The 19636-nt window shown below is 29.5% G+C and carries 19 protein-coding genes; 2 read left to right on the forward strand and 17 right to left on the reverse strand.

Features of this window, described 5'->3' with window-relative positions; all coding sequences use genetic code 11:
* Window positions 1-9: 9 nt before the first annotated feature.
* Complete coding sequence (gene yidC, locus WC223_04530) at window positions 10-1908, reverse strand: membrane protein insertase YidC (protein ID MFA6923501.1); 1899 nt, start codon at window positions 1906-1908, stop codon at window positions 10-12.
* A gap of 210 nt (window positions 1909-2118) precedes the next feature.
* Between yidC and WC223_04535 the strand changes: the two genes are divergently transcribed.
* On the forward strand, window positions 2119-3366 hold the full coding sequence (locus WC223_04535; GenBank protein ID MFA6923502.1) for a CARDB domain-containing protein: 1248 nt from the start codon (window positions 2119-2121) through the stop codon (window positions 3364-3366).
* A 16-nt stretch (window positions 3367-3382) separates the two neighbouring features.
* Here the strand turns inward: WC223_04535 and WC223_04540 are convergent, their stop codons facing one another.
* The 7 genes from WC223_04540 to WC223_04570 form a co-directional block, all read right to left on the reverse strand.
* Entirely contained in the window at window positions 3383-4969 is a 1587-nt protein-coding gene (locus WC223_04540; GenBank protein MFA6923503.1) for an ABC transporter substrate-binding protein, read from the reverse strand.
* Window positions 4970-5045: 76 nt separating this feature from the next.
* Window positions 5046-5807, reverse strand: coding sequence for an SDR family oxidoreductase (locus tag WC223_04545; GenBank protein MFA6923504.1), 762 nt, complete (start codon window positions 5805-5807; stop codon window positions 5046-5048).
* A gap of 161 nt (window positions 5808-5968) precedes the next feature.
* Complete coding sequence (locus WC223_04550; protein ID MFA6923505.1) at window positions 5969-7273, reverse strand: hypothetical protein; 1305 nt, start codon at window positions 7271-7273, stop codon at window positions 5969-5971.
* Window positions 7260-8801: a hypothetical protein gene (locus tag WC223_04555; GenBank protein ID MFA6923506.1), complete on the reverse strand. Its 1542-nt coding sequence runs from the start codon at window positions 8799-8801 to the stop codon at window positions 7260-7262. The genes WC223_04550 and WC223_04555 overlap by 14 nt, the downstream gene beginning before the upstream one ends.
* Before the next feature lie 44 nt (window positions 8802-8845).
* Entirely contained in the window at window positions 8846-9997 is a 1152-nt protein-coding gene (locus tag WC223_04560) for a hypothetical protein (protein ID MFA6923507.1), read from the reverse strand.
* Between the two features lie 14 nt (window positions 9998-10011).
* Window positions 10012-10410 (reverse strand): Rrf2 family transcriptional regulator, encoded by a 399-nt coding sequence (locus WC223_04565; GenBank protein ID MFA6923508.1) that lies wholly within the window; start codon window positions 10408-10410, stop codon window positions 10012-10014.
* A 155-nt stretch (window positions 10411-10565) separates the two neighbouring features.
* A complete protein-coding gene (locus WC223_04570; GenBank protein ID MFA6923509.1) occupies window positions 10566-11315 on the reverse strand; it encodes a hydroxymethylpyrimidine/phosphomethylpyrimidine kinase in 750 nt (249 codons plus the stop codon).
* Between the two features lie 110 nt (window positions 11316-11425).
* Here WC223_04570 and WC223_04575 point away from each other — a divergent pair, with 110 nt between their 5' ends.
* Window positions 11426-11935 (forward strand): hypothetical protein, encoded by a 510-nt coding sequence (locus WC223_04575; protein MFA6923510.1) that lies wholly within the window; start codon window positions 11426-11428, stop codon window positions 11933-11935.
* A 97-nt stretch (window positions 11936-12032) separates the two neighbouring features.
* On the opposite strand, the gene WC223_04580 is transcribed toward WC223_04575, so the two are convergent.
* The 9 genes from WC223_04580 to WC223_04620 all read right to left on the reverse strand — a co-directional run bounded on the left by WC223_04580 (window position 12033) and on the right by WC223_04620 (window position 19627).
* Window positions 12033-13148 (reverse strand): glycosyltransferase family 1 protein, encoded by a 1116-nt coding sequence (locus WC223_04580; GenBank protein ID MFA6923511.1) that lies wholly within the window; start codon window positions 13146-13148, stop codon window positions 12033-12035.
* 13 nt (window positions 13149-13161) lie between these two features.
* Window positions 13162-13635 (reverse strand): PaaI family thioesterase, encoded by a 474-nt coding sequence (locus tag WC223_04585; GenBank protein ID MFA6923512.1) that lies wholly within the window; start codon window positions 13633-13635, stop codon window positions 13162-13164.
* 82 nt (window positions 13636-13717) lie between these two features.
* Window positions 13718-14068, reverse strand: a complete 351-nt coding sequence (locus WC223_04590) for an MGMT family protein (GenBank protein ID MFA6923513.1) — start codon at window positions 14066-14068, stop codon at window positions 13718-13720.
* Entirely contained in the window at window positions 14065-14733 is a 669-nt protein-coding gene (gene trmB, locus WC223_04595; GenBank protein MFA6923514.1) for a tRNA (guanosine(46)-N7)-methyltransferase TrmB, read from the reverse strand. The genes WC223_04590 and trmB overlap by 4 nt, the downstream gene beginning before the upstream one ends.
* Window positions 14734-14749: 16 nt before the next feature.
* Complete coding sequence (locus WC223_04600; GenBank protein MFA6923515.1) at window positions 14750-15622, reverse strand: SPOR domain-containing protein; 873 nt, start codon at window positions 15620-15622, stop codon at window positions 14750-14752.
* A gap of 46 nt (window positions 15623-15668) precedes the next feature.
* Window positions 15669-16421, reverse strand: a complete 753-nt coding sequence (gene kdsB, locus WC223_04605; GenBank protein MFA6923516.1) for a 3-deoxy-manno-octulosonate cytidylyltransferase — start codon at window positions 16419-16421, stop codon at window positions 15669-15671.
* 54 nt (window positions 16422-16475) lie between these two features.
* The gene (locus WC223_04610; GenBank protein ID MFA6923517.1) at window positions 16476-17102 is read right to left on the reverse strand and encodes a deoxynucleoside kinase; all 627 of its coding nucleotides are present in this window, start codon (window positions 17100-17102) and stop codon (window positions 16476-16478) included.
* 11 nt (window positions 17103-17113) lie between these two features.
* Window positions 17114-17938 (reverse strand): hypothetical protein, encoded by an 825-nt coding sequence (locus WC223_04615; GenBank protein ID MFA6923518.1) that lies wholly within the window; start codon window positions 17936-17938, stop codon window positions 17114-17116.
* Window positions 17939-18106: 168 nt separating this feature from the next.
* Entirely contained in the window at window positions 18107-19627 is a 1521-nt protein-coding gene (locus WC223_04620; GenBank protein ID MFA6923519.1) for a GH3 auxin-responsive promoter family protein, read from the reverse strand.
* Window positions 19628-19636: the final 9 nt, after the last annotated feature.

Raw genomic sequence — 19636 nt, forward strand, 5'->3', positions numbered from 1 at the left:
TAATCCTAATTATTTCTTCATCCTGTAACCTCTTTGTTTTGCCATTTCTTCGAGGCGCAGTTGAAATTTCGATTTTTTCGCCGTAACATTTTTTGCTTTGTTTTCCTGAATCTGCTTATGAAGTTTATCTTCATCAACATATTTTTTAATTATCGCTTGCTGCCCGAAAGTTATAAGATTTGCAAGCAGATAATAATAACTCAGAGCAGAAGAAAAACTGTTTAGTGCAAGCAGAAACATAACCGGCATAATATACATCATTGTTTTCATTCCCGGCATCTGATTACTCGAGGCACCGCCCATCATATCGCTGTTCATTTTTGTATAAATTACTGTTGATATTGTCATCAGCAGAGCAAACAAACTCACGTGACTGCCATACATCGGAATCGTAAAAGGAAGCGAAAGTACCGAATCATAAGTAGAAAGGTCGTCTGCCCAAAGAAATCCTTTTTGCCTTAGCTCAATTGATGCAGGGAAAAAACGATACATCGCAATAAGTATGGGAAATTGCAGAAGCATCGGCACACAACCCGACATCGGGTTTGCTCCTGCCTTTTTGTATAGAGCCATTGTTGCCTGTTGCTTTTTCATTGCATCTTCCTTTTTCGGGAATTTCTGGTTTATTTCCTCTACTTCAGGTTTCAATATTCTCATTTTGGCTGAAGAAATATAGGTTTTATAAGCAATAGGGAACAACAATATTTTCAGAAGAATTGTAAGAACAAGAATAATCAATCCATAATTCATGTTAAAATTTTCGAGAAAATTAAAAACAAAAATCACTCCTTTGTTAATCCACGCAATTAAAAAGAAACTCCAACCCAAAGGAATTACTCTTTCGAAATCAAGATTATATTTTTTCAGTGTCTGATAATGATTTGGTCCGAAATAAAACCTCATTGATGCAACTTCCTTTTTCTCCGAATTAAAGGGAATAGAAAGAGTTGCTTTTAAATATTTAAGACGGCTGTTTGAAGTATCATCAGATGACACCTGTACTTCGCCGCTTTCAAAACTTTCATCGGCAATTAAAATTGAAGAGAAAAACTGCTGTTTGAAATCAATCCATTTTATTTTTGTTTTAAGTTCCTTCTGTTCCGCTTTGGTTTCCGACAGATAATTTACTTCATCACTCAGATATTTGAAATATACCGTTGACGACATTCTTTCATTTTTAATGCTTTTTTCCTGTGGCAAAAGACCTGTACTCCAGTTAAGGTCAATAAATGTAGAGTTTTCAGCAATCACATCTTTCATGCCCGAAAAATTAATTTTAAATTTAAGGTCATAACTATTGCCTTTAATTATATAAACATATTCGATGTATTTAGTTTGGCTGCTATCGGGAAACAGTCGCATTGCAAATGTTACAGAATCATTTCCCGAAACTGTAATATGATTATCTTTTAACTGTGGAGTAAAATAAAGTTTATCGGTATTTATGCTCCTGTTGTTTGAATAAAAGCTTATTCCGAGAGAATCATTTTCAAATAATATGAGTGGTTTCCCTTCAAATGTCTTATATTTTTTTAATTGCACAGAATAAATTTTTCCTCCTCTGTTAGAAAACTCAAGTTTTAATAAATCGTTTTCAATAGTAATAAATTCTTCTTTGCCATTCGCAGCAGAGCCGAATACGCCGGAATTTTCTTCTGCTTTTTCTGTTTTTACGGTATCAGAATTTGCTTTTACTGTATCCGCTTTTTTAACCTTAGCACTGTCAGCTTTTGTAGCAAGCATTACAGTGGCTTTTTGTTCTTCTGCTTTTTTCTTTTCTACTTTGTAGATAGAGTCTTGCTTTCTTCTTGCTATTTCAAGTTCTGTTTTTGAAGGTTGTGTTAATATGCTTGAAACAATAAGCACTCCGGCAATAAGAATAATTCCTATTATTGTGTTCCTGTCCATTTTATATGAATTTCTTTAATGAAAATTTAGGCAAATATAATTTAATTGGGGGAAAGAAAAAAAAGTCATAAATATAAAGTCGCAAATATATGAGAACGTTCATTATTTATTGTTTATTTATGATAAATAAATTAAATTTTATGATTACTTACTGATAAAATTAAAAAGTTTTATCTTTATAATCTTAAATAATTAATATTTTTTTGAAATATGAAAAAACAAATTATTTTTATTTCAGCATTAATACTTTACTCTGTAATTGTTTATTGTCAGGTAAAACCGAGTATTAAAATAAAAAAAACAGAACCGGTTAAGTCCATTCAAAATACCCAATTTAAAGGTGATATGGAATTATCGAAAGTTGAAATTTTAGTTTTAAATCCAGGAGATAAAGCATATTCGGCAAATCAACCTATTTACACTCATAGTAGCGTTAGATTATGTATTTATTATAAAAATATCGGAACAGCACTAATTAATCTTGCAAAAGTTCAATGGAATATTTTAGATGGACCATTTAACAAAGGAAGAACACTTTCTCAGAAAAAAATTTTAGCACCCGGTGAAGAAGATACTGATGTGCTTAATTACTTTGGAGCAGGTGAAGTTAAAGCCGGTGATTACAATATCAGAGTTTGTTTTGATTATAATAAAATTTTAGATGAAGCAAGTACGCAGAACAACACAATCACGCAAAACTTTAAAGTTATAGAATCAAATAAATTCACAGGTCTTCCCGATTTAAAGTTTGTTGCTGTTACCTCAAAATTAGATACAGCAACCTCCTGCGGAAATACAAATAATTATATTTTTGATGCCACAGTTATAAATGCAGGGAATTTTCCTGCGAGCATACTAGGCAACTATCTTATAACTGCTGATGCTCCGCTGACTACGGATTACAACGAAGGTTACAATATTACTTTAATGCCGCAACAAACCAAAACCATTCAGTTTAAAGCTTCATTTCAAAACGGAACAAAACAAACTATAAAATTTATTTCAGATAAATCAAATCAGGTTAAGGAATCTGATAAAACAAATAATACAGCAACTATTGATATTAATATTCCTCATGTTTCAAATGATGTAAAGGGTGATTTAATTGTTGATGAGGCACATTTCGAATTCACAAAATCAAATCAATTATATTGGTTAGTAGTTAAAATTAAAAATGTAGGAATCGGAACTATTAAACTTTGCCAAAATACGCCTATATGGACAACTGTTGATGCTCCAAACGGATTTAGTTGGACGGGCACAACAGCCAACAAATATGTTTTTTTTAAACCCGGAGATATATATGAACCTTCTACAACTGCTGTTCATCAAATTTCAAACGGCATTTATAAATTTAAAATAAAAGTAAATTATAATAGTTTATATCCTGAAACTAATGAAAATAATAATATTTCGGAATTTACAATAAGGATTCCTGAAGATTTGGTGATTAAATAGAAAATTTTTCTCTTCATTATTTTTTTCTCACTCTTTTCAGGTTAAGTAAATTCATAGGATTGCAATTTAATCCCGAAATATTATTTTGTACAAAACGCAGAACACGGTCGTAATATAAAACCACAACAGCAGCTTCCTGCATCACTATATTATCCATTTCTTCATAGTATTTGTTTCTCAGTGAGTAGTTAATTTCTTTTTGTGCTTTTTCAAAAAGTTCATCAAATTTTTTATCTGAGAAATGAGTGGTATTAGGTCCTTTGGGCGAAAAGTTTTTACTGTAAAACAAAGAAAGATAATTTTCAGCATCGGCATAATCGGCAATCCATGAGCCGCGAAAAAAAAGAAGCTTTGAATTTGCAACCATGTTTCTGTGTGTCGCCGGTGGATTGACATCTATTTTAATTTTTATTCCAATTTCCGAAAGTTGTGATTGAATATATTTGCAAAATTCGAGATACGAATTATTTGTGCTTAATGCAATTCCCGGAAGTCCTTCTCCATTTTTAAAACCCGCTTCGCGTAATAATTGTTTTGATTTTTCGGGATTATAATCATAACCGTTTATTTTTTTTGTTTCGAAATAAGGCATTCCAAAAGGCACAAATCCATATAATCCCGGAGTTCCAATATTATTCCTCAAGTATGTTATCATTTTTTTTCTGTCGAAACCATAATTTATTGCTTGCCTGATTGCTTTATTTTGCAAAGGGTTTGTTTTATCTCCATTAAATAAAAAAGCAAGATATTCGGTATTTAGGTATGGCTGTGATAAAACATAAAATTTGTCTTTATATTTTGGATTTAACCCACCTGTTCTGGTTAAGAGTTCATCTTTATAGCTCGATTCAATTCCTGAAATAAAATCGAGATTACCTTTTATAAATTCGAGAAAAGAAATTTGCTTGTCGATAATAAATGTAACTGAAATTGCATCAAGGTAAGGCAGACGTTGTTTCCCGTCAAACTCAAAATAATTTGGATTTTTTACGAGAACAAGTTTTTCGCCTTCTTCCCACATTTTAAACGTGAAAGATCCAGTACCTACAGGATTACTTCGAAAGTCGTTTTCATATAATTCAACTGCTTCTTTCGGAACTACTGAGCAATATTGCATTGTAAGCAAACCGAGAAATGGAGGAAACAACTGTTTTAATTTTATCTGAAAAACAGAATCGTTAATTGCCGTAAAAGGATTATTTTCTTTGTTAACATTATTAAAAACCCATGCACCCGGTGATGCAATTTTGTTGTCAATAATTCTGTTGAAGCTGAAAACAAAATCAGATGCAACCACTCTCCTACCCTTTCTACTTTTGAATGCCTTGCTATCATGAAAAAAAACATCATTTCTCAAATAAAAAGTATATGTTAATCCATCATTTGAAATTTTCCACGATTTAGCAATGCAGGGAATGATTTTAAGGTTGTCATCAAACTGAACAAGTCCGTTATAAAGTTGATTTATTGCCCATATATTTGACTGGTCTTTTGCAAAAGCAGGGTCTAATGAAGTAATTCCGGCAGATTCGTTGTAACGGAAAACTGTTTTATTATTTTTCTTTTTACCTGATGTGCAAGCAACGAAAAAAGTGAATATCAAGAGATAAATTATTTTTTTATAGAACACAGATAAGACAGATTTACACAGATTAATTGGAATTGTTTTTAACTCATTTTTACAACTTCTTATTATAATAAAATGCACTTCCTTGTGCAAGCGGAGTAATGGTAATTTCAGCAATATTAACATTTGCAGGACGTGAAGCAGCATAAAAAATTGTATCGGCAACATCATCGGGTGTGAGTGGTGTATATCCTTTGTAAACATTATCAGCTTTTTCTTTATCACCATGAAAGCGTACAAGCGAAAATTCAGTTTCGGCAGCACCGGGACTTATATTTGTAACTTTAATATTATATTTTAACAAATCAACTCTCATGGCTTTTGATAAAGTGTCAACTGCACTTTTGCTGGCGCAATAAACATTTCCGTTTTGATAAGTATCTTTTCCGGCAATTGAACTTATGTTTATTATATGACCTGAATTATTTTTTATCATAAAAGGAACTACAAACTTTGTAACATACAACAAACCTTTTATATTCGTATCGAGCATTCTTTCCCAGTCGTCAATGTCGCACTCATCAAACGGCGAAAGTCCGGCAGAAAGTCCGGCATTATTTACCAAAATATCAACTTTCTGCCATTCCGCAGGTATTGATTTTATTGAACTCTCAACTTCTTTTAAATTTCTTACATCAAAATTTAAAGTTAAAACTTTAACATTAAATTTTTCTTTAATTTGAGCAGCAACTTTTGTCAGCAATTCTTTTCGTCTGCCTGTAATAATTAAATTGTAACTACTTTCAGCAAACTTAAAGGCAGATGATTTTCCAAATCCGGATGTTGTACCTGTAATGAAAACAATTTTACTCATATTTAATAATTTTTTAATTAGAGTTTATCCAGAATGTCCAATTTCTTCGTTACTCTCGTTTTAAAAACCAGTCATTTACTACAGTAAACTCCTGATTTTAAAACTTCGAAAGCCTCGAACTCGGACATTCTGAACCAAACTCTCGACTTCATTGACATACACTAATTAGAAGTGTCTGTATAATTAATTTTTGAAATTATTTTGTTTTTATCAGTTATCATAAACAATGCGAGCATAAGAAAAGGCAAAGCAGGAACTTTGTATCTTACTATGGCTCCTGCAACCGGTGTAACCAATCCTATCAATACGAATAAAATAATAACAAACGATAGTAAGAACAATAGTAAATTCAAATTTACATTTTTCTGCATATATATAACTGATATAAAAATTATTAAAACAATAAAAATATTTTCCAAAGCAGCAAGCAAAGTAAATATTGAATTAATTTGAAAAATATCAGGCATAAATAATGTGTTCAAAAATGCGTGTGGAGATTTTTTTAAAATACTTAAAATATTTGGTTGTAAAATACCTATTTTTATTATACTTTTTGAATGAACGTGTTTCGACAAATTGATAAAATTTTCCTGTTTATTTGCCAATATTCTAGCAAAATCAAGTTGAGGAAACACAAACTTTATGCTTGCAAAAAAAATAATAAATAATAAAATAGTCAAAAAATACTTTAAAACAATTTTTATATTTCCGGTTTTTGTTATCCAGTAATATGCAATGGCTCCGGGAAGAATTGCAACAAGAATGTATGTTTTCAAGAACAGTAAAAACATAAGAGAAATAAAAACAAAAACTGCCGGTGCAGCGGAATATTTTTCTGTAATTTTCAAAAAGTTATAAATAAAAATTCCTAAAAATAAAAACAGCAGTCCTTCTTTTAAAACACCTGAACCCCAAAATAAAACTGATGGAATAAAAAAAACAGCAATTATAAGCATTCCCTTTTTTTCTTTAAAAATATCAACAAACGATTTGTAAATATAAACCAATCCGATTAAGGAAATAAAATTCATGAAAACGTTATGAACTCCGTAATAGCCGAAAGAAAAAAATCTTATAACAGCATTTACTCTAATCATTAAATGATTATCATTATAAATAATACTTTCGTATTGTCTGTACCAGTTATTCATTTGCTTGTAATAAGGAATTATTTCCTGAGAATTGTCATTTATTCCGAATAGCATCTGTAAAAAATGCTTGGGGTTTGTGTGGAAAGCATCAAACATAATTTTGCTATCATCAAAATATCTGTATATGTCGGCTGTTGAGCGGTCGGTATAATAATGAGTATAGATTAAACTTAATAAGAACCCAATTAAAATCTTTATTAAGAAAATTAAAGATATTGATAGTCTAGATATTCCTTTAATTCCGAAGAAATCTATTTTATAAATAAAATAAATAAATACTAACGCATATATGCAAACCAAGCTAAATTCGAGCATATAATGATTTAAAATAATTTTTTAATTTTTCCCTATCAAGTATTATTAAAGAAGCTAATAAAAGTAAAAGAATTGAAAAAATCCTGAATCTTACAATTGTTCCAAGAACCGGATTAGTTAATCCAATTAATATATTAAGCACAATTGAAAAGTTTATGCAAAATAACATAATATTTTTATTTTGAATATTTTTTTCTTTAAAAATAGAACAAATTATAATAAATAAAATTAAGAATAAATTTTCAATTGCTGCAAATAAAATCATTAATGATTTGGATTCAAAAACAAAAGGTCTGAAAAATGTATTTATTAATGAACCCGGAATAGAAGTTACAAAACTATAAATCGTAGGTTTTAATTTTTTAATTTCTATGTAACTTCCAGCTTTTTGTGATGTAAATAAGATTTTATATTTAGACGAATCGTTTTTTATATATGAAATTTCAGCTTGTTCTTCACCGTTAATATATAATTTATACGGGGTGCCAAGTGCAATTAAAACATGATTATCAGTATTATTTTTGGCTATATTCTTTTCAGAACTTATATATAAGATGTCTTTTTTGTTTTTATTTTCTCTGAGAATATAAGTTCCTCCTTTTGAAGTTCGAATCAGGTTTCTTTGTTTTTCAGCAATTTTTTCCAAAGGATTTATTGATGGAAATATAAATCTAAAATTCAGAAAAATAAAAAGCAAAAATAAATTTACAATTAAATATTTAATCCCCATTCCTTTTTTATTAGTATATGTTATAAGCAAAGCCGCAAATGATGAAGGTATTAGAGCTATTAATATATAATATTTTGAAATAAAAATTATATACAATGAAATGGCTAAATATAAAAATGTTTTATAATTAAAAGTTTTATTTATAATTTTAAAAAAATTAAAAATAAAAATCCCCAATCCTAAGAAAACAATATTTTCTTTTAGTATTCCTGAACTCCATAATAGTATGGATGGAGTTATGAAAATAAATAAAATCAGTTCTTTCTTTTTAGTTTTTAAAAATGGATAAAATGTTTTAAATATTGCAAATTGTCCGATTAGTGAAATAAAAATCATAAAAATACAATGCACATAATAATAACCGAATGAAAAAATTCTAAATATAGCGTTAACTCTTGTAATTAATCTGGTTGATTCATAAAAATTATTGTTTGTTTGATTTGTAATCTTAAGGTAGTAATCAGTTTGATTAAGCCAATTAACTGTCTTTTGAACATAAACTTGCAAATATTCAGCATCAGAATTAATTCCGAAAACTAATTGCAAATAATGAACAGGATTAATGAATAAAGCATTATAAATATATTTACTATCATCGAAATATTTGAAAATATCAGCAGCAGAACGCTCGGTATAATACTTTGAATAAATGATTGTGAGTATGAAACAAGTAAATATTTTCAACAGAAATAAAACAATAATTATTTTATACGATAATCCTTCAATGTAAAAATATTTCCATTTATAAATGAGCAAGATGAAAAATAAAATATATCCTATGGTAAGAATTATTCCCATTAACAATTTTCAAAATAGTTATTAAACAAATATCATGATTTTTGTCATCTTATAACTTTTATTTTCGGGTAACAAAACCCATTGTATTCTTTGGCGGAATTAATGTATGCTCCTGCAGGGTAAATAATCAAATAATCATCCGTACTCAAATATTCAGGCAGAAGTGCATGTTTAGTAAATATGTCGTGTGTATCGCATGTGGGACCTGTGATAATATATTTCTGCATTTTTCTGTTTTTTAAAATTTCATAAGGATAAATCACATTGTATTGCAATCCCGAAAGTATCCAGTAAAATCCCTGGCTTATGCCTGAATCCACATATACCCATCTTTTACCTTTTCTTTCAATTATATCAAAAATTTTAACAAGCAAAACTCCTGAATTTGCAACAATAAAAGAACCCGGTTCAGTGTATATTTCAACATTAAAATTATTTTTAATTTTTTGCAATGATGGATTTATGATTTTTGCGATTTGTTTAAGTTTTTGATATTGATTTGCATTGTGGGCTGGGAAACCACCGCCAATATCTATAAAATGAAGATTTATATTATTTTCTTTAAGCTCTTTTAAAATTTCATAACAAGTATTTAAAGCTTTTTCCCAAGCTGTATTACTTTTATTATTCCATCCCACATGAAAAGTAATTCCAATCGGATTGAGTTTGTAATCAAAAGATTTTTTTAAAAGACCCACTGCTTCACCAGCCGGAGCACCAAATTTACCGGTAAGTTTCCATTCCGAGCCATCGTTTGCAACATTTATTCTGACAAAAACACCTGACATCGGTGCATATTGTTTAATTTTTTTTAGCTCATTTTCCGAGTCAAAAGCAAATTTGTTTATTCCATATTTGTAAGCATTTGCAATATGTAAAGGTATTTTAACAGGATTGCTGTATATCAACAATTCGGGTTTTATATTTTCTTTTTTTATTATTTCCAGCTCGCCGTAAGATGAAATTTCAAATCCCGAACCCGAATTTTTAAGCTTTCTGATAACTGAAGGGTGATTATTTGCTTTTACAGAATAAAATATTCGTGCATTTCCGGAAAGGATAGAATTTTTAAAGTATTTATAATTATGTTCAATTAATTTTTCACTAATGATTAATTGCGGAGTATTAATTGTCTTTTTTCGCAAAAGAGTATTCAGTAAATTCCGGAGTAATTCATGAATATTATTAAAGTCCATGATGAAACTTTTTCTTAAATGTAATCTTTCAGTGTTTGATGTTTAAAATATTCCTTAAATTGAATGGTAAGTTTATTAAATAAATTTCCCATAAGGCATTGTTCATTAGGACAAATAGGACGATTTAGCGGACATCCTTCTTCAATAATTGCTCCCTCCACCGACTGATAAATGTCAAGTAAGGTTATATCTTTAGGTTTTTTATTTAATACAAATCCACCTGAAGGACCGCGTGTGGATTTCACAAAATCAGCTTTAACAAGTCGCAGCATAACACGTGCAAGGTGATTTCTGGAAGCTCCTGTAACATTCGCAATTGCATTAACATTCAGATTTTTTTTTGACCTTGCTATCAACACCATGCTGTGAATTGCCAATGACGCCGCTTCTGACAAATGTATTACTCTTGACATATTATTATTTTTATTTATTTGTAATAATAATTACCGTTTAAAAAGTTTGTGGTTTGTCGTTGCATCAGTTATAAATTTATCATTTTTCATAAGAGTAAAAAATAAATCAAATAACTATATTTAACTACAAACAACAAACATTTTAAACAACAAACTTATTGTATTTTAAAATGTTTCCCCGATAAATCGCTACTGCTTTTTAAAAAAATCGTAATATATTCCTTCGCTTTTTTACATGATTCATGCAAACTCATACCCTTAGCAAGATTTGCAGTTATTGCAGATGAAAGAACGCACCCCGAGCCATGCTTTTCAAATCCATTTATTATTTCTGATTCAAATATATCAATTGTTTGATTATAAAATACTAAATCGCTTATTTTTTTAGCTTCTTTATCGATTGCACTTTTAAGATACACGATACAATCCCTGCTTAATTCTTTTGCATTTTCTTTGTAATCTCCCGACGGAAACATTTTCATTAGCTCTTCTAAATTAGGTGTGAGCATATATATATTTGAACATATTTCCTTTAATTTTATCTTATCAATGTTTTTATGAAATTCAAATCCTGCACTTGCTTTTAAAACAGGGTCCCATATTATTTTCACTTTCTTATTTATTGATTTAAGAAAATCAACTATGTTATCAAGTATTTCAAGATTTTCAATTATTCCTATTTTAACGAAATTAAAGCTATATCGTTTGCTCACAGTTTCAATTTGTCTTTTTATTTTTTTTTCCGGTATCCATTCCAAGCCGTTAAATTCCATATCGTTCTGATAAGTTAAAGCTGTAACTGCTGCAATTCCATAAACTTCATTCGCTTCAAAAGTTTTAATGTCTGCAAGTATTCCCGCACCTCCACTTGGGTCAAAGCCGGCAATTGTCAATACATTATTCATTTATATATTTTAAATAATTGTAAATTTAAATTAATTTAACCGAAGTTAATAAATAAACTGCATTATTTTTTTTTAACTATTTTTGCAGTTAATAAACTAAAATTTCAAATATGTTTAAACAACTTTTAATATCACTAAATTGTGCATTTGCGTTTATAATATTTTTTTCCTGCAATAGTTCAACTTCAAAAGATGCAGCAAAATATAATGATTCTTTGGTAGCACATCAGTTACGCATTACCGATAAAATTGATTTACTTGATTCTACTTTTGCCGACTACAAATCCGATAAAATGGATAAAGCATATTCGGAAGCAATGAAGCAGGTTTTAACATCAATTGAGAAAATAGGAAAAATTAATGCTTTTAACGATGAAAGGGAACTGAAAGAAGCGATGTTAAAACTATTTGAAATCTATAAATCGGTGCTTGAAAATGAATATTCAAAAATTATTGCTCTTAATAAACTTTCAGAAACAAATTTCGGAACTGCAGAAGAAAAAAAAATAGAAAAACTCTCTTCAGAAATTGACAACAAGCTCAACTCTGCACTTACTGAATTTGAAAAGAAACAAAAGGAATTTGCTGCCAAGTACAAAATAAAGTTGGAAGAAGAATAATTATAAACTAACTCAAGATTATATATCAAAAATTTCTCGCAGAGTAGCGCAAAGTTATACGCAGAGCTTCGCAGAGAACTAACTAAAAACTAATTTTCTACAAACTTGAATATTCTCTCATCAGGTTAGCCGCAACAACTTCGTCTTTAAAATTCATTGCATGATTTAGTCCTTCATTTATCATTGTTTCACGCAATTGAGAATCGTCAAGAATTTTTTTCATTGAATAAATAATTTCTTCAATATTGGTGGGGTCAACGTAAATTGTTTTGGAACCACCGGCTTCACTGAAACAACTGCCTTTTGAAGTTATAACAGGCACTTTTGAAAACAATGCTTCAAGTATCGGAATTCCAAAACCTTCAAAAATTGAAGGGTAAATAAATAAATAAGCAAGCTGATAAATCGCAGGTAAATCCTCAATTCTCACATTGTTCAGGAATAAAACCTGTCTTTCCATGCGATTTTCATAAATATATTGTTTTACTTTACTGATATAACTTGTGGGTTTTCCTATTACTACCAAATAAGTATCGAGGTTACCTTCTTTTATGGCTCTTACAACACTAAGAAGATTTTTTCTTTCTTCAATCGTCCCGATGTAAAGTATGTAATGTTGCGGCAAATGATGTTTTCTAATTATTTTGTTTTTCTCCTCTTCACTAACTTCATTCAAAAACATATTATCGCAGCCCTGATATACAATCGAAATTTTATTTTCATCGGTTTTGAAAAAATTCAGAATATCATCTTTTGTCTGATTGCTCACAGCAAATATTTTATCGGCAGAGTCGCAGCTATATTTGAATTTTTTTTCGTAAATATTTCTGTCAATCAATTTGTAAAATTCGGGATAACGCATAAAAATCAAGTCGTGTATAGTAACAACTTTCTTTACATTATTTGATTTTATTCCGGAAGGAAGTTCGTTGCTTAAGCCATGATAAATATCAATTCCATTTTTTTCAACCTGATTTGCCAGCAGGAAAGTTCTCCAGTATGAATTAAAAAATTTTCCTGTTAAACTATCGGGAGTTGATACATGTACATTATCCGATTCTAATTTAAAATTCTTTTTCTTATATTTTGGAGTAAAAAGGAAATATTTATTATCAGGGAAATAACGGCTCAATTGCAGAATGGTATTCCTGCTATAGCTTCCTAAGCCACTGCGGTTGAAAAAAGCACGTTTTGCATCAAAGCCAATTCTCATCTGAATCTAAATTTTATTCATAAAATTTTCCGATTCCCGGATACATTAATTTTTCTTTTGCAACATTCTGGGGGTAAATATAATAAAAAAAATTGGATTCTGCACACAAAATATTTTCAGAATCAAATAAATACACATTTATTTTCGCAATTTTTTTATTCACACATGCAATTGAAGCTTTTAATGTTAACTTTCCTTTATTTGTAAAAACCGGTTTTTTTAATTTTATTTCCATTTTTGAAGTTACTCCCGATGTTTTCAGTTTCACAAATACAATCCAACTTGCAATTTCATCCATCAATGTTGCCTGAATTCCACCGTGTAAAATGTTATTCCAGCCCTGATATAAATCATCAGGTTCCCAAAATGCTATGACTTCATCTCCTTCTTCAAAAAATTCCATTTTCAAACCAAAGGGATGATGAGGACTGCATCCGAAACAATTATAGTTTTCACATTCAACAAACGGATTTTTTATTTTTTTCATTTTTAAAATTGATTAATCTACTTTTCTCTGCGACTTAGCGTCTTTGCAAGAAACTTTTTATATCGCAAAGATATTTATTCATTCAAATACTCAATTCCTTTATCGGGTCCCAGAATATTTTTTCAAAATTCATTATTTTATTATTTTCAATTTTTACTCCTTCACTTTCCAGCAATTCTTTCATAACATCGCTTCCGCCAAAATAATTTTTACCTGTTAAAATTCCATTTCTATTAACAACTCTGTGGGCAGGAATATTTTTTTTTTGAGTAAACGACTTGTTCATTGCCCAGCCGACCATCCGTGCCGAACGTTTTGCTCCGAGATATTCTGCAATAGCACCATAAGAAGTTACTCTGCCAAAGGGAATTAAATGTGCAACTTCATAAACATTTTCGAAAAAAGAATTTTCATTTTGTACTTTTATCTTCATATTTTTAATGAAAATTGAATGAAATATATTTTTAAATTATTTTTCAAATGAATTCTTTCATAATATGTTTGTATTGATTTTGCGGAATTTTCAATATTCGAACCATACAAATCATCGGTAGCAAATAAAAGTTTATGCTTTTCATTATTTATAATTTCCAAAGTATAATTGTAAAGAACAAAATTATCAGTTTTAAGGTTTATAATACAATTGTCGTCAATAATATTTTTATAAATGTTCAGAAAACGGGATGAAGTCAATCTTTTCTTTGCCTTGCCACTGGAAAGATAGGGGTCGGGAAAGGTAATCCAAATTTCACTTATTTCATTTTCTTTAAAAAAGAATTCGAGGTTTTCGATTTGAGTTCTTATGAAAACAACATTTTTTAATTTCTTTTCAATTGAATATTTACAGCCAACCCATATTCTCGAACCTTTAATGTCAATGCCTATGAAATTTTTTTCGGGATGTTTTTCAGCAAGTCCTGTTGTATATTCACCCTTTCCGCAGCCAAGTTCAAGAGTTATGGGATTATTATTTCGGAAATATTCTTTTTTCCATTTTTCTTTTAAATAAAAACCGGAATCAAAATCTTTTTTCTTTGGTTGAAAAACATTACTGAAATCATTTAATTCCGAAAATCTTTTGAGTTTATTTTTTGCCACAATAAAAGTAATTTTGTTATTGACAAACTAACCATGCCGAAGAATCCGCTTGGGTTTTAATTTTTTTCAATTCATTAACTGCATCGGTTTTGTTATCAAATTTCGCATAACTTACCATAAATAATCCATCTTTATTTTTTGATATTTCGGGGTTGAACCCTTTTTTCTTTATTTTATCTGAAAGTTTTTTTGCATTTTCTTCCATAACAAAACAACCACCCACAATAAAATATTTTGCATTATTTTTTACTTCCTTATTTTCGATTTTTATAATTTCTTTTCCCGTTTTATTGTTTTGCCTCAAAATAGGTTTTTCAACTTGTGCTCTCTGTGGCTTGATTTTACCGTTAGAATCAAGATAATTAAATTTATTTAGTAAAAATATTAACGGAAGTAAAACTATAATTGCAATAATAAAACAGATAAATATTTTGCCTTTTATTGATTTATTTTTAAAACCGATAAAATTCCTTTTAATTTTTACAGCACTTATTTCGGACAATCCGAATGCATCGTTTAATAAGTTAAGAGATTTACTTTGACTAAATGAAATATTGCTTTTTGAAGCAAGAGAAAAGACACAAAAATTATCTATAGTATATTTTTTTTCTTCTGATAATTTTGCTTTCAGCATACCAACATATTCTTTAACCATAGTTTCTGCAAGAGAAACAGAAATATTTTCAGCAGCAGCAATATAATTTACTAAAATATTATCGTTATTAAATTCGTTTTTAAAAAAAATCTTTTTTAAAGGAGGATAAGCAATTTTTTTACGTACATCAATTTTCGATGAAGAATAAACCACCACAAAAGTTCCGACTCCGGGTAAAATCAGAATTTCTTTTTTATAAAGTAATTCTAAAATATATTTTTCAACTATGTGCATTTCTCAAAATTAATAATAATTAATTTTATCTGTGGCATTTTATTCTTCAAATAAATTCATTTATTTTTTTCAAATCTTCCGGAGTATCAATAGAAAAACTTTCGTGTTCGGTGATTTCAACTTTTATTTTATATCCGTTCTGTAGCCATCGCAATTGCTCGAGTGATTCGGCGATTTCTAAAGACGATTGTTTCAGTTTAATTAGCTGTTCCAAAATCCCGAATCTATAAGAATATATTCCTATGTGTTTAAAAAAATCAAATGAACCGAACCATTCTTTTTGTTCTTTATTTCTGAAATAAGGAATTGGCGAACGGCTGAAATAAATTGCTTCTTTATCTTTATTGAAAACCACTTTTATTACACTCGGATTAAAAATATCTTTTTCATTATTAATTTTTTTTACAAGAGTTGCAATTTGTGTTTTTTTATTTTTAAAACATTTTGCAAGATGAGTAATTTGTTCAGGTTGAATGAATGGCTCATCTCCCTGTATATTTATTATTACATCATTATCAGAGAATTTTATTTTTGATTTTAATTTTTCTGCTGCCTCGAAACATCTGTCGGTTCCGGTTTTATGTTTTGCAGAAGTTAAAATAACATTTCCACCGAAAGTTTTCACATGCTCAAAAATTCTTTTGTCATCGGTTGCAACCGCAAGATATGATAATGCTCTTGTTTTTTCTGCCTGCTCGTAAACTCTCTGGAGCATTGACTTCCCATTAATATCAATTAATGGCTTACCCGGAAAACGCGACGATTTATAACGTGCAGGAATTATGCCAATAAAATTCATTTTGAAATTTTATGGATTTAAAAAATATTTTTTACTTCACTCTTCACAGTTTCGCTACTTCACAACTTCAAAAAGTCCGTGAATTTCAGCTTCTACTTTATCAATAACTATCCCCAGGTCTTTTTTAACATCACAAAAATTAACATTATCAACATCAATAGAAAGAAGTTTTCCGAGTTTATAAGTTGTTGCCCAAGCTTCGTAACGTTCATTGAGGCGTGTGAGATAATCAATACGTATTGAATTTTCGTAATCGCGTCCGCGTTTCTGGATTTGCTTTACAAGTGTAGGTACCGTTGCACGCAGATATATCAATAAATCCGGAGGTTTGATAAACTGATTTATTAATTCAAATAATGAATTGTAATTATCAAAATCACGGGTTGACATCAGTCCCATTGAATGTAAATTAGGAGCAAAAATAAAAGCATCTTCATAAATAGTTCTGTCCTGAATTATATTTTTACCACTATTTTTAATTTCTATTATTTGTCTGAAACGTGAATTCAAAAAATATACCTGCAGATTGAATGACCATCTTTGCATATCTTCATAAAAGCTGTTAATATAAGGGTTATCTTCAGCGTTTTCATACTGTGCTTTCCATTTGTACTGTTTGGCAAGCAAAGTAGCTAATGTAGTTTTGCCCGAACCTATATTTCCTGCTATTGCAATATGCATAATTTTAGTATTTATTTGTTGGAGTAAATGTCAATTTGTTTTTCATTAAAAAGAAATAATCTATTCTGTTCTATTCTTACTTTTGTTGAATTTGTATCGGGTAAAATAAAATTCTTTTCTTCATAAGTTTTTATGTTATAACTTTTAAATTTATTTTTTGAACAAAAATAAATATTATCGCCGATAACCTCAAATATCTGTAATTCTTTTACAGGAATTGTTTTCAAATATGTTCCGAAAGCATTAAAAATCAAAATTCCTGTTTCAGGATTATTCAAAAATAGAAAATCATTTTGAAATAACAAAAAATTCGGATTCATATTTATTTTAAGCAACTGACTTAAATTTCCGCTGTTGAATAAAACACCAAGATTTTTATCGAGTTTGATGATTTGATAATTTCCGGAATCGTATAACCAAATATCATTGTTCGCTGAATTGCATGATAATGTTGTCATTTCAAAACCAATACCGGCAAGAGCAATTCCATCTCCATTAATACTTAAAGTGTTGTCGAGAAAGATTATTCGTGAAAAATCTTTGTAGAAAATCATTATTTTTTGCGGATTACTTGCATCAAGCGATGAAATTTTTCCATAATTTATATTGCTATATGTCGCAGTTTGCTTTCCGTCTCTGTCATACTTTTTTATATCATTATTACCAAAAACATATAAGTTACCGAGTTTATCGGAAGTGAATTTGTTTCCCGACTCAACATTTATACTTTTAATAAGAATGAAATCTGATGTAATGAATGAAAGTAAAATAATAGTGGTAAACAGTATAACCGAAGAAGTTGATAATTTAATATTTTTAAAAAAGGATTTAATCATTTATGTTATTTGTTTAATCAGGGTTTGTTTATAATTTTTACTTACTTCAATATTCGAAATTCAGTATTCGATATTCGATATTTTTTTAGCAAATTTTTAAATAAAAATAATGAACATCGAATATTGAATAATGAATAACGAAGTATTATTTTTAACTTTAAGCACTTATTATTTCTTTTTATCAATAATTTCAGATATTTCATCAACATGCTTTCTTTCGTTTGACAATCGGGGCACTTTATTTTGTCCGCCGAGTTTTCCTTTTGTTTTAAGCCAGTTATAAAATGTATTTTGGGGAACAGCTTTAATTATTGGTTTACCTAATGCAAGATTATTATATCGTTTGGCTTCATAATCGGAGTTCAGCGATTTTAAAGCATTATCAAGTATTTCATTAAAGTATTCAATATTGTCGGGTTCATTTTCAAATTCAATAAGCCACTCATGTGCTCCGTTGTTATTATCGCTGAAATAAACAGGTGCGGCAGTATATTCTCTTATCAATGCACCGGTTTTTTCACATGCAATGGATAATGCTTTTTCGGCATTATCAACCATAAGTTCTTCACCAAAAGCATTAATAAAGCTTTTTGTTCTTCCGGAAATTTGAATTCTGAACGGATTTAAAGATGTAAATTTTATTGTATCACCGATATTATAACGCCATAACCCCGCATTAGTTGATATTACAAGGGCATAATTTTCATTTAATTTCACTTCTTCGAGTGATAAAGTTTTTGGAAATTTTTTATTCAATTCGCTCAAAGGTAGAAATTCGTAATATACTCCATAATCAAGCATCAAAAGCATTTCATCGGAATCCGGCTTGTCTTGTATTCCAAAAAATCCTTCCGAAGCATTATAAGTATCGAGGTAACACATTTTTTCCGATGGGATTATTTTTCTGAATTGTTCTCTGTAAGGATTGAAATTAACTCCTCCGTGAATAAATACTTCGAGATTAGGCCATATTTCCAGAATATTTTTTTTCCCTGAAACTTCCAATATATGCTTCAGCAAAACTAGAGTCCATGATGGCACACCGGCAATATTTGTTACGTCAGCATTTATTGTTGCATTTGCCATTTTTTCAATTTTGTTTTCCCATTCATCCATCAAAGCAATTGCAATATTGGGAACTCTGATAAACTCAATCCAGAAAGGCAGATTTTGAATTATGATGGCAGACAAATCACCATAATAAGATGCATTATTAAAATCGCTTATCTGATGGCTGCCGCCAAGAGCTAATCCTTTGCCTGCAAATATCTGCGTATTTGGATAATTATTACAATAAATTGAAAGTAAATCCTTGCCTCCTTTAAAATGACATTCTTCAAGGGCTTCCTCGCTTACAGGTATGAATTTACTTTTATCATTTGTAGTTCCAGAAGATTTTGCAAACCATTTTATATCGGAATGCCATAATAAATTTTGTTCGCCCTTACGAAGGCGGTCAATGTATGGTTTCAGAGAATCATAATCCTGAATTGGAATTCTTTCTTTAAAAATATCGGGTTTTGTGATTGATTTGTAATCGTATTTTATTCCCCATTCGGTATCTTTTGCGGCACTTGTAAGTCGCCTGAACCATTCCGCCTGAACTTCATCTGGATATTTCATGAAAAGTTCAATCTGATGTATTCTTTTTTTCATCAACCACGATATGAAAGAATTCAGAATGGGCATGGGTTAGTT

It is taken from the genome of Bacteroidales bacterium, assembly GCA_041671145.1.
Lineage (GTDB): Bacteria > Bacteroidota > Bacteroidia > Bacteroidales > JAHJDW01 > JAQUPB01.

Coding starts and splice junctions, on each gene's coding strand:
- WC223_04620 (MFA6923519.1), bottom strand. CDS start 19,627: ATGCCCATTCTGAATTCTTTCATATCGTGGTTGATGAAAAAAAGAATA.
- kdsB (MFA6923516.1), bottom strand. CDS start 16,421: ATGAATTTTATTGGCATAATTCCTGCACGTTATAAATCGTCGCGTTTT.
- WC223_04570 (MFA6923509.1), bottom strand. CDS start 11,315: ATGAATAATGTATTGACAATTGCCGGCTTTGACCCAAGTGGAGGTGCG.
- WC223_04580 (MFA6923511.1), bottom strand. CDS start 13,148: ATGAGAATTGGCTTTGATGCAAAACGTGCTTTTTTCAACCGCAGTGGC.
- WC223_04590 (MFA6923513.1), bottom strand. CDS start 14,068: ATGAAGATAAAAGTACAAAATGAAAATTCTTTTTTCGAAAATGTTTAT.
- WC223_04565 (MFA6923508.1), bottom strand. CDS start 10,410: ATGTCAAGAGTAATACATTTGTCAGAAGCGGCGTCATTGGCAATTCAC.
- WC223_04600 (MFA6923515.1), bottom strand. CDS start 15,622: ATGCACATAGTTGAAAAATATATTTTAGAATTACTTTATAAAAAAGAA.
- WC223_04535 (MFA6923502.1), top strand. CDS start 2,119: ATGAAAAAACAAATTATTTTTATTTCAGCATTAATACTTTACTCTGTA.
- WC223_04585 (MFA6923512.1), bottom strand. CDS start 13,635: ATGAAAAAAATAAAAAATCCGTTTGTTGAATGTGAAAACTATAATTGT.
- WC223_04560 (MFA6923507.1), bottom strand. CDS start 9,997: ATGGACTTTAATAATATTCATGAATTACTCCGGAATTTACTGAATACT.
- WC223_04615 (MFA6923518.1), bottom strand. CDS start 17,938: ATGATTAAATCCTTTTTTAAAAATATTAAATTATCAACTTCTTCGGTT.
- WC223_04555 (MFA6923506.1), bottom strand. CDS start 8,801: ATGGGAATAATTCTTACCATAGGATATATTTTATTTTTCATCTTGCTC.
- WC223_04550 (MFA6923505.1), bottom strand. CDS start 7,273: ATGCTCGAATTTAGCTTGGTTTGCATATATGCGTTAGTATTTATTTAT.
- WC223_04610 (MFA6923517.1), bottom strand. CDS start 17,102: ATGCATATTGCAATAGCAGGAAATATAGGTTCGGGCAAAACTACATTA.
- yidC (MFA6923501.1), bottom strand. CDS start 1,908: ATGGACAGGAACACAATAATAGGAATTATTCTTATTGCCGGAGTGCTT.
- WC223_04575 (MFA6923510.1), top strand. CDS start 11,426: ATGTTTAAACAACTTTTAATATCACTAAATTGTGCATTTGCGTTTATA.
- WC223_04545 (MFA6923504.1), bottom strand. CDS start 5,807: ATGAGTAAAATTGTTTTCATTACAGGTACAACATCCGGATTTGGAAAA.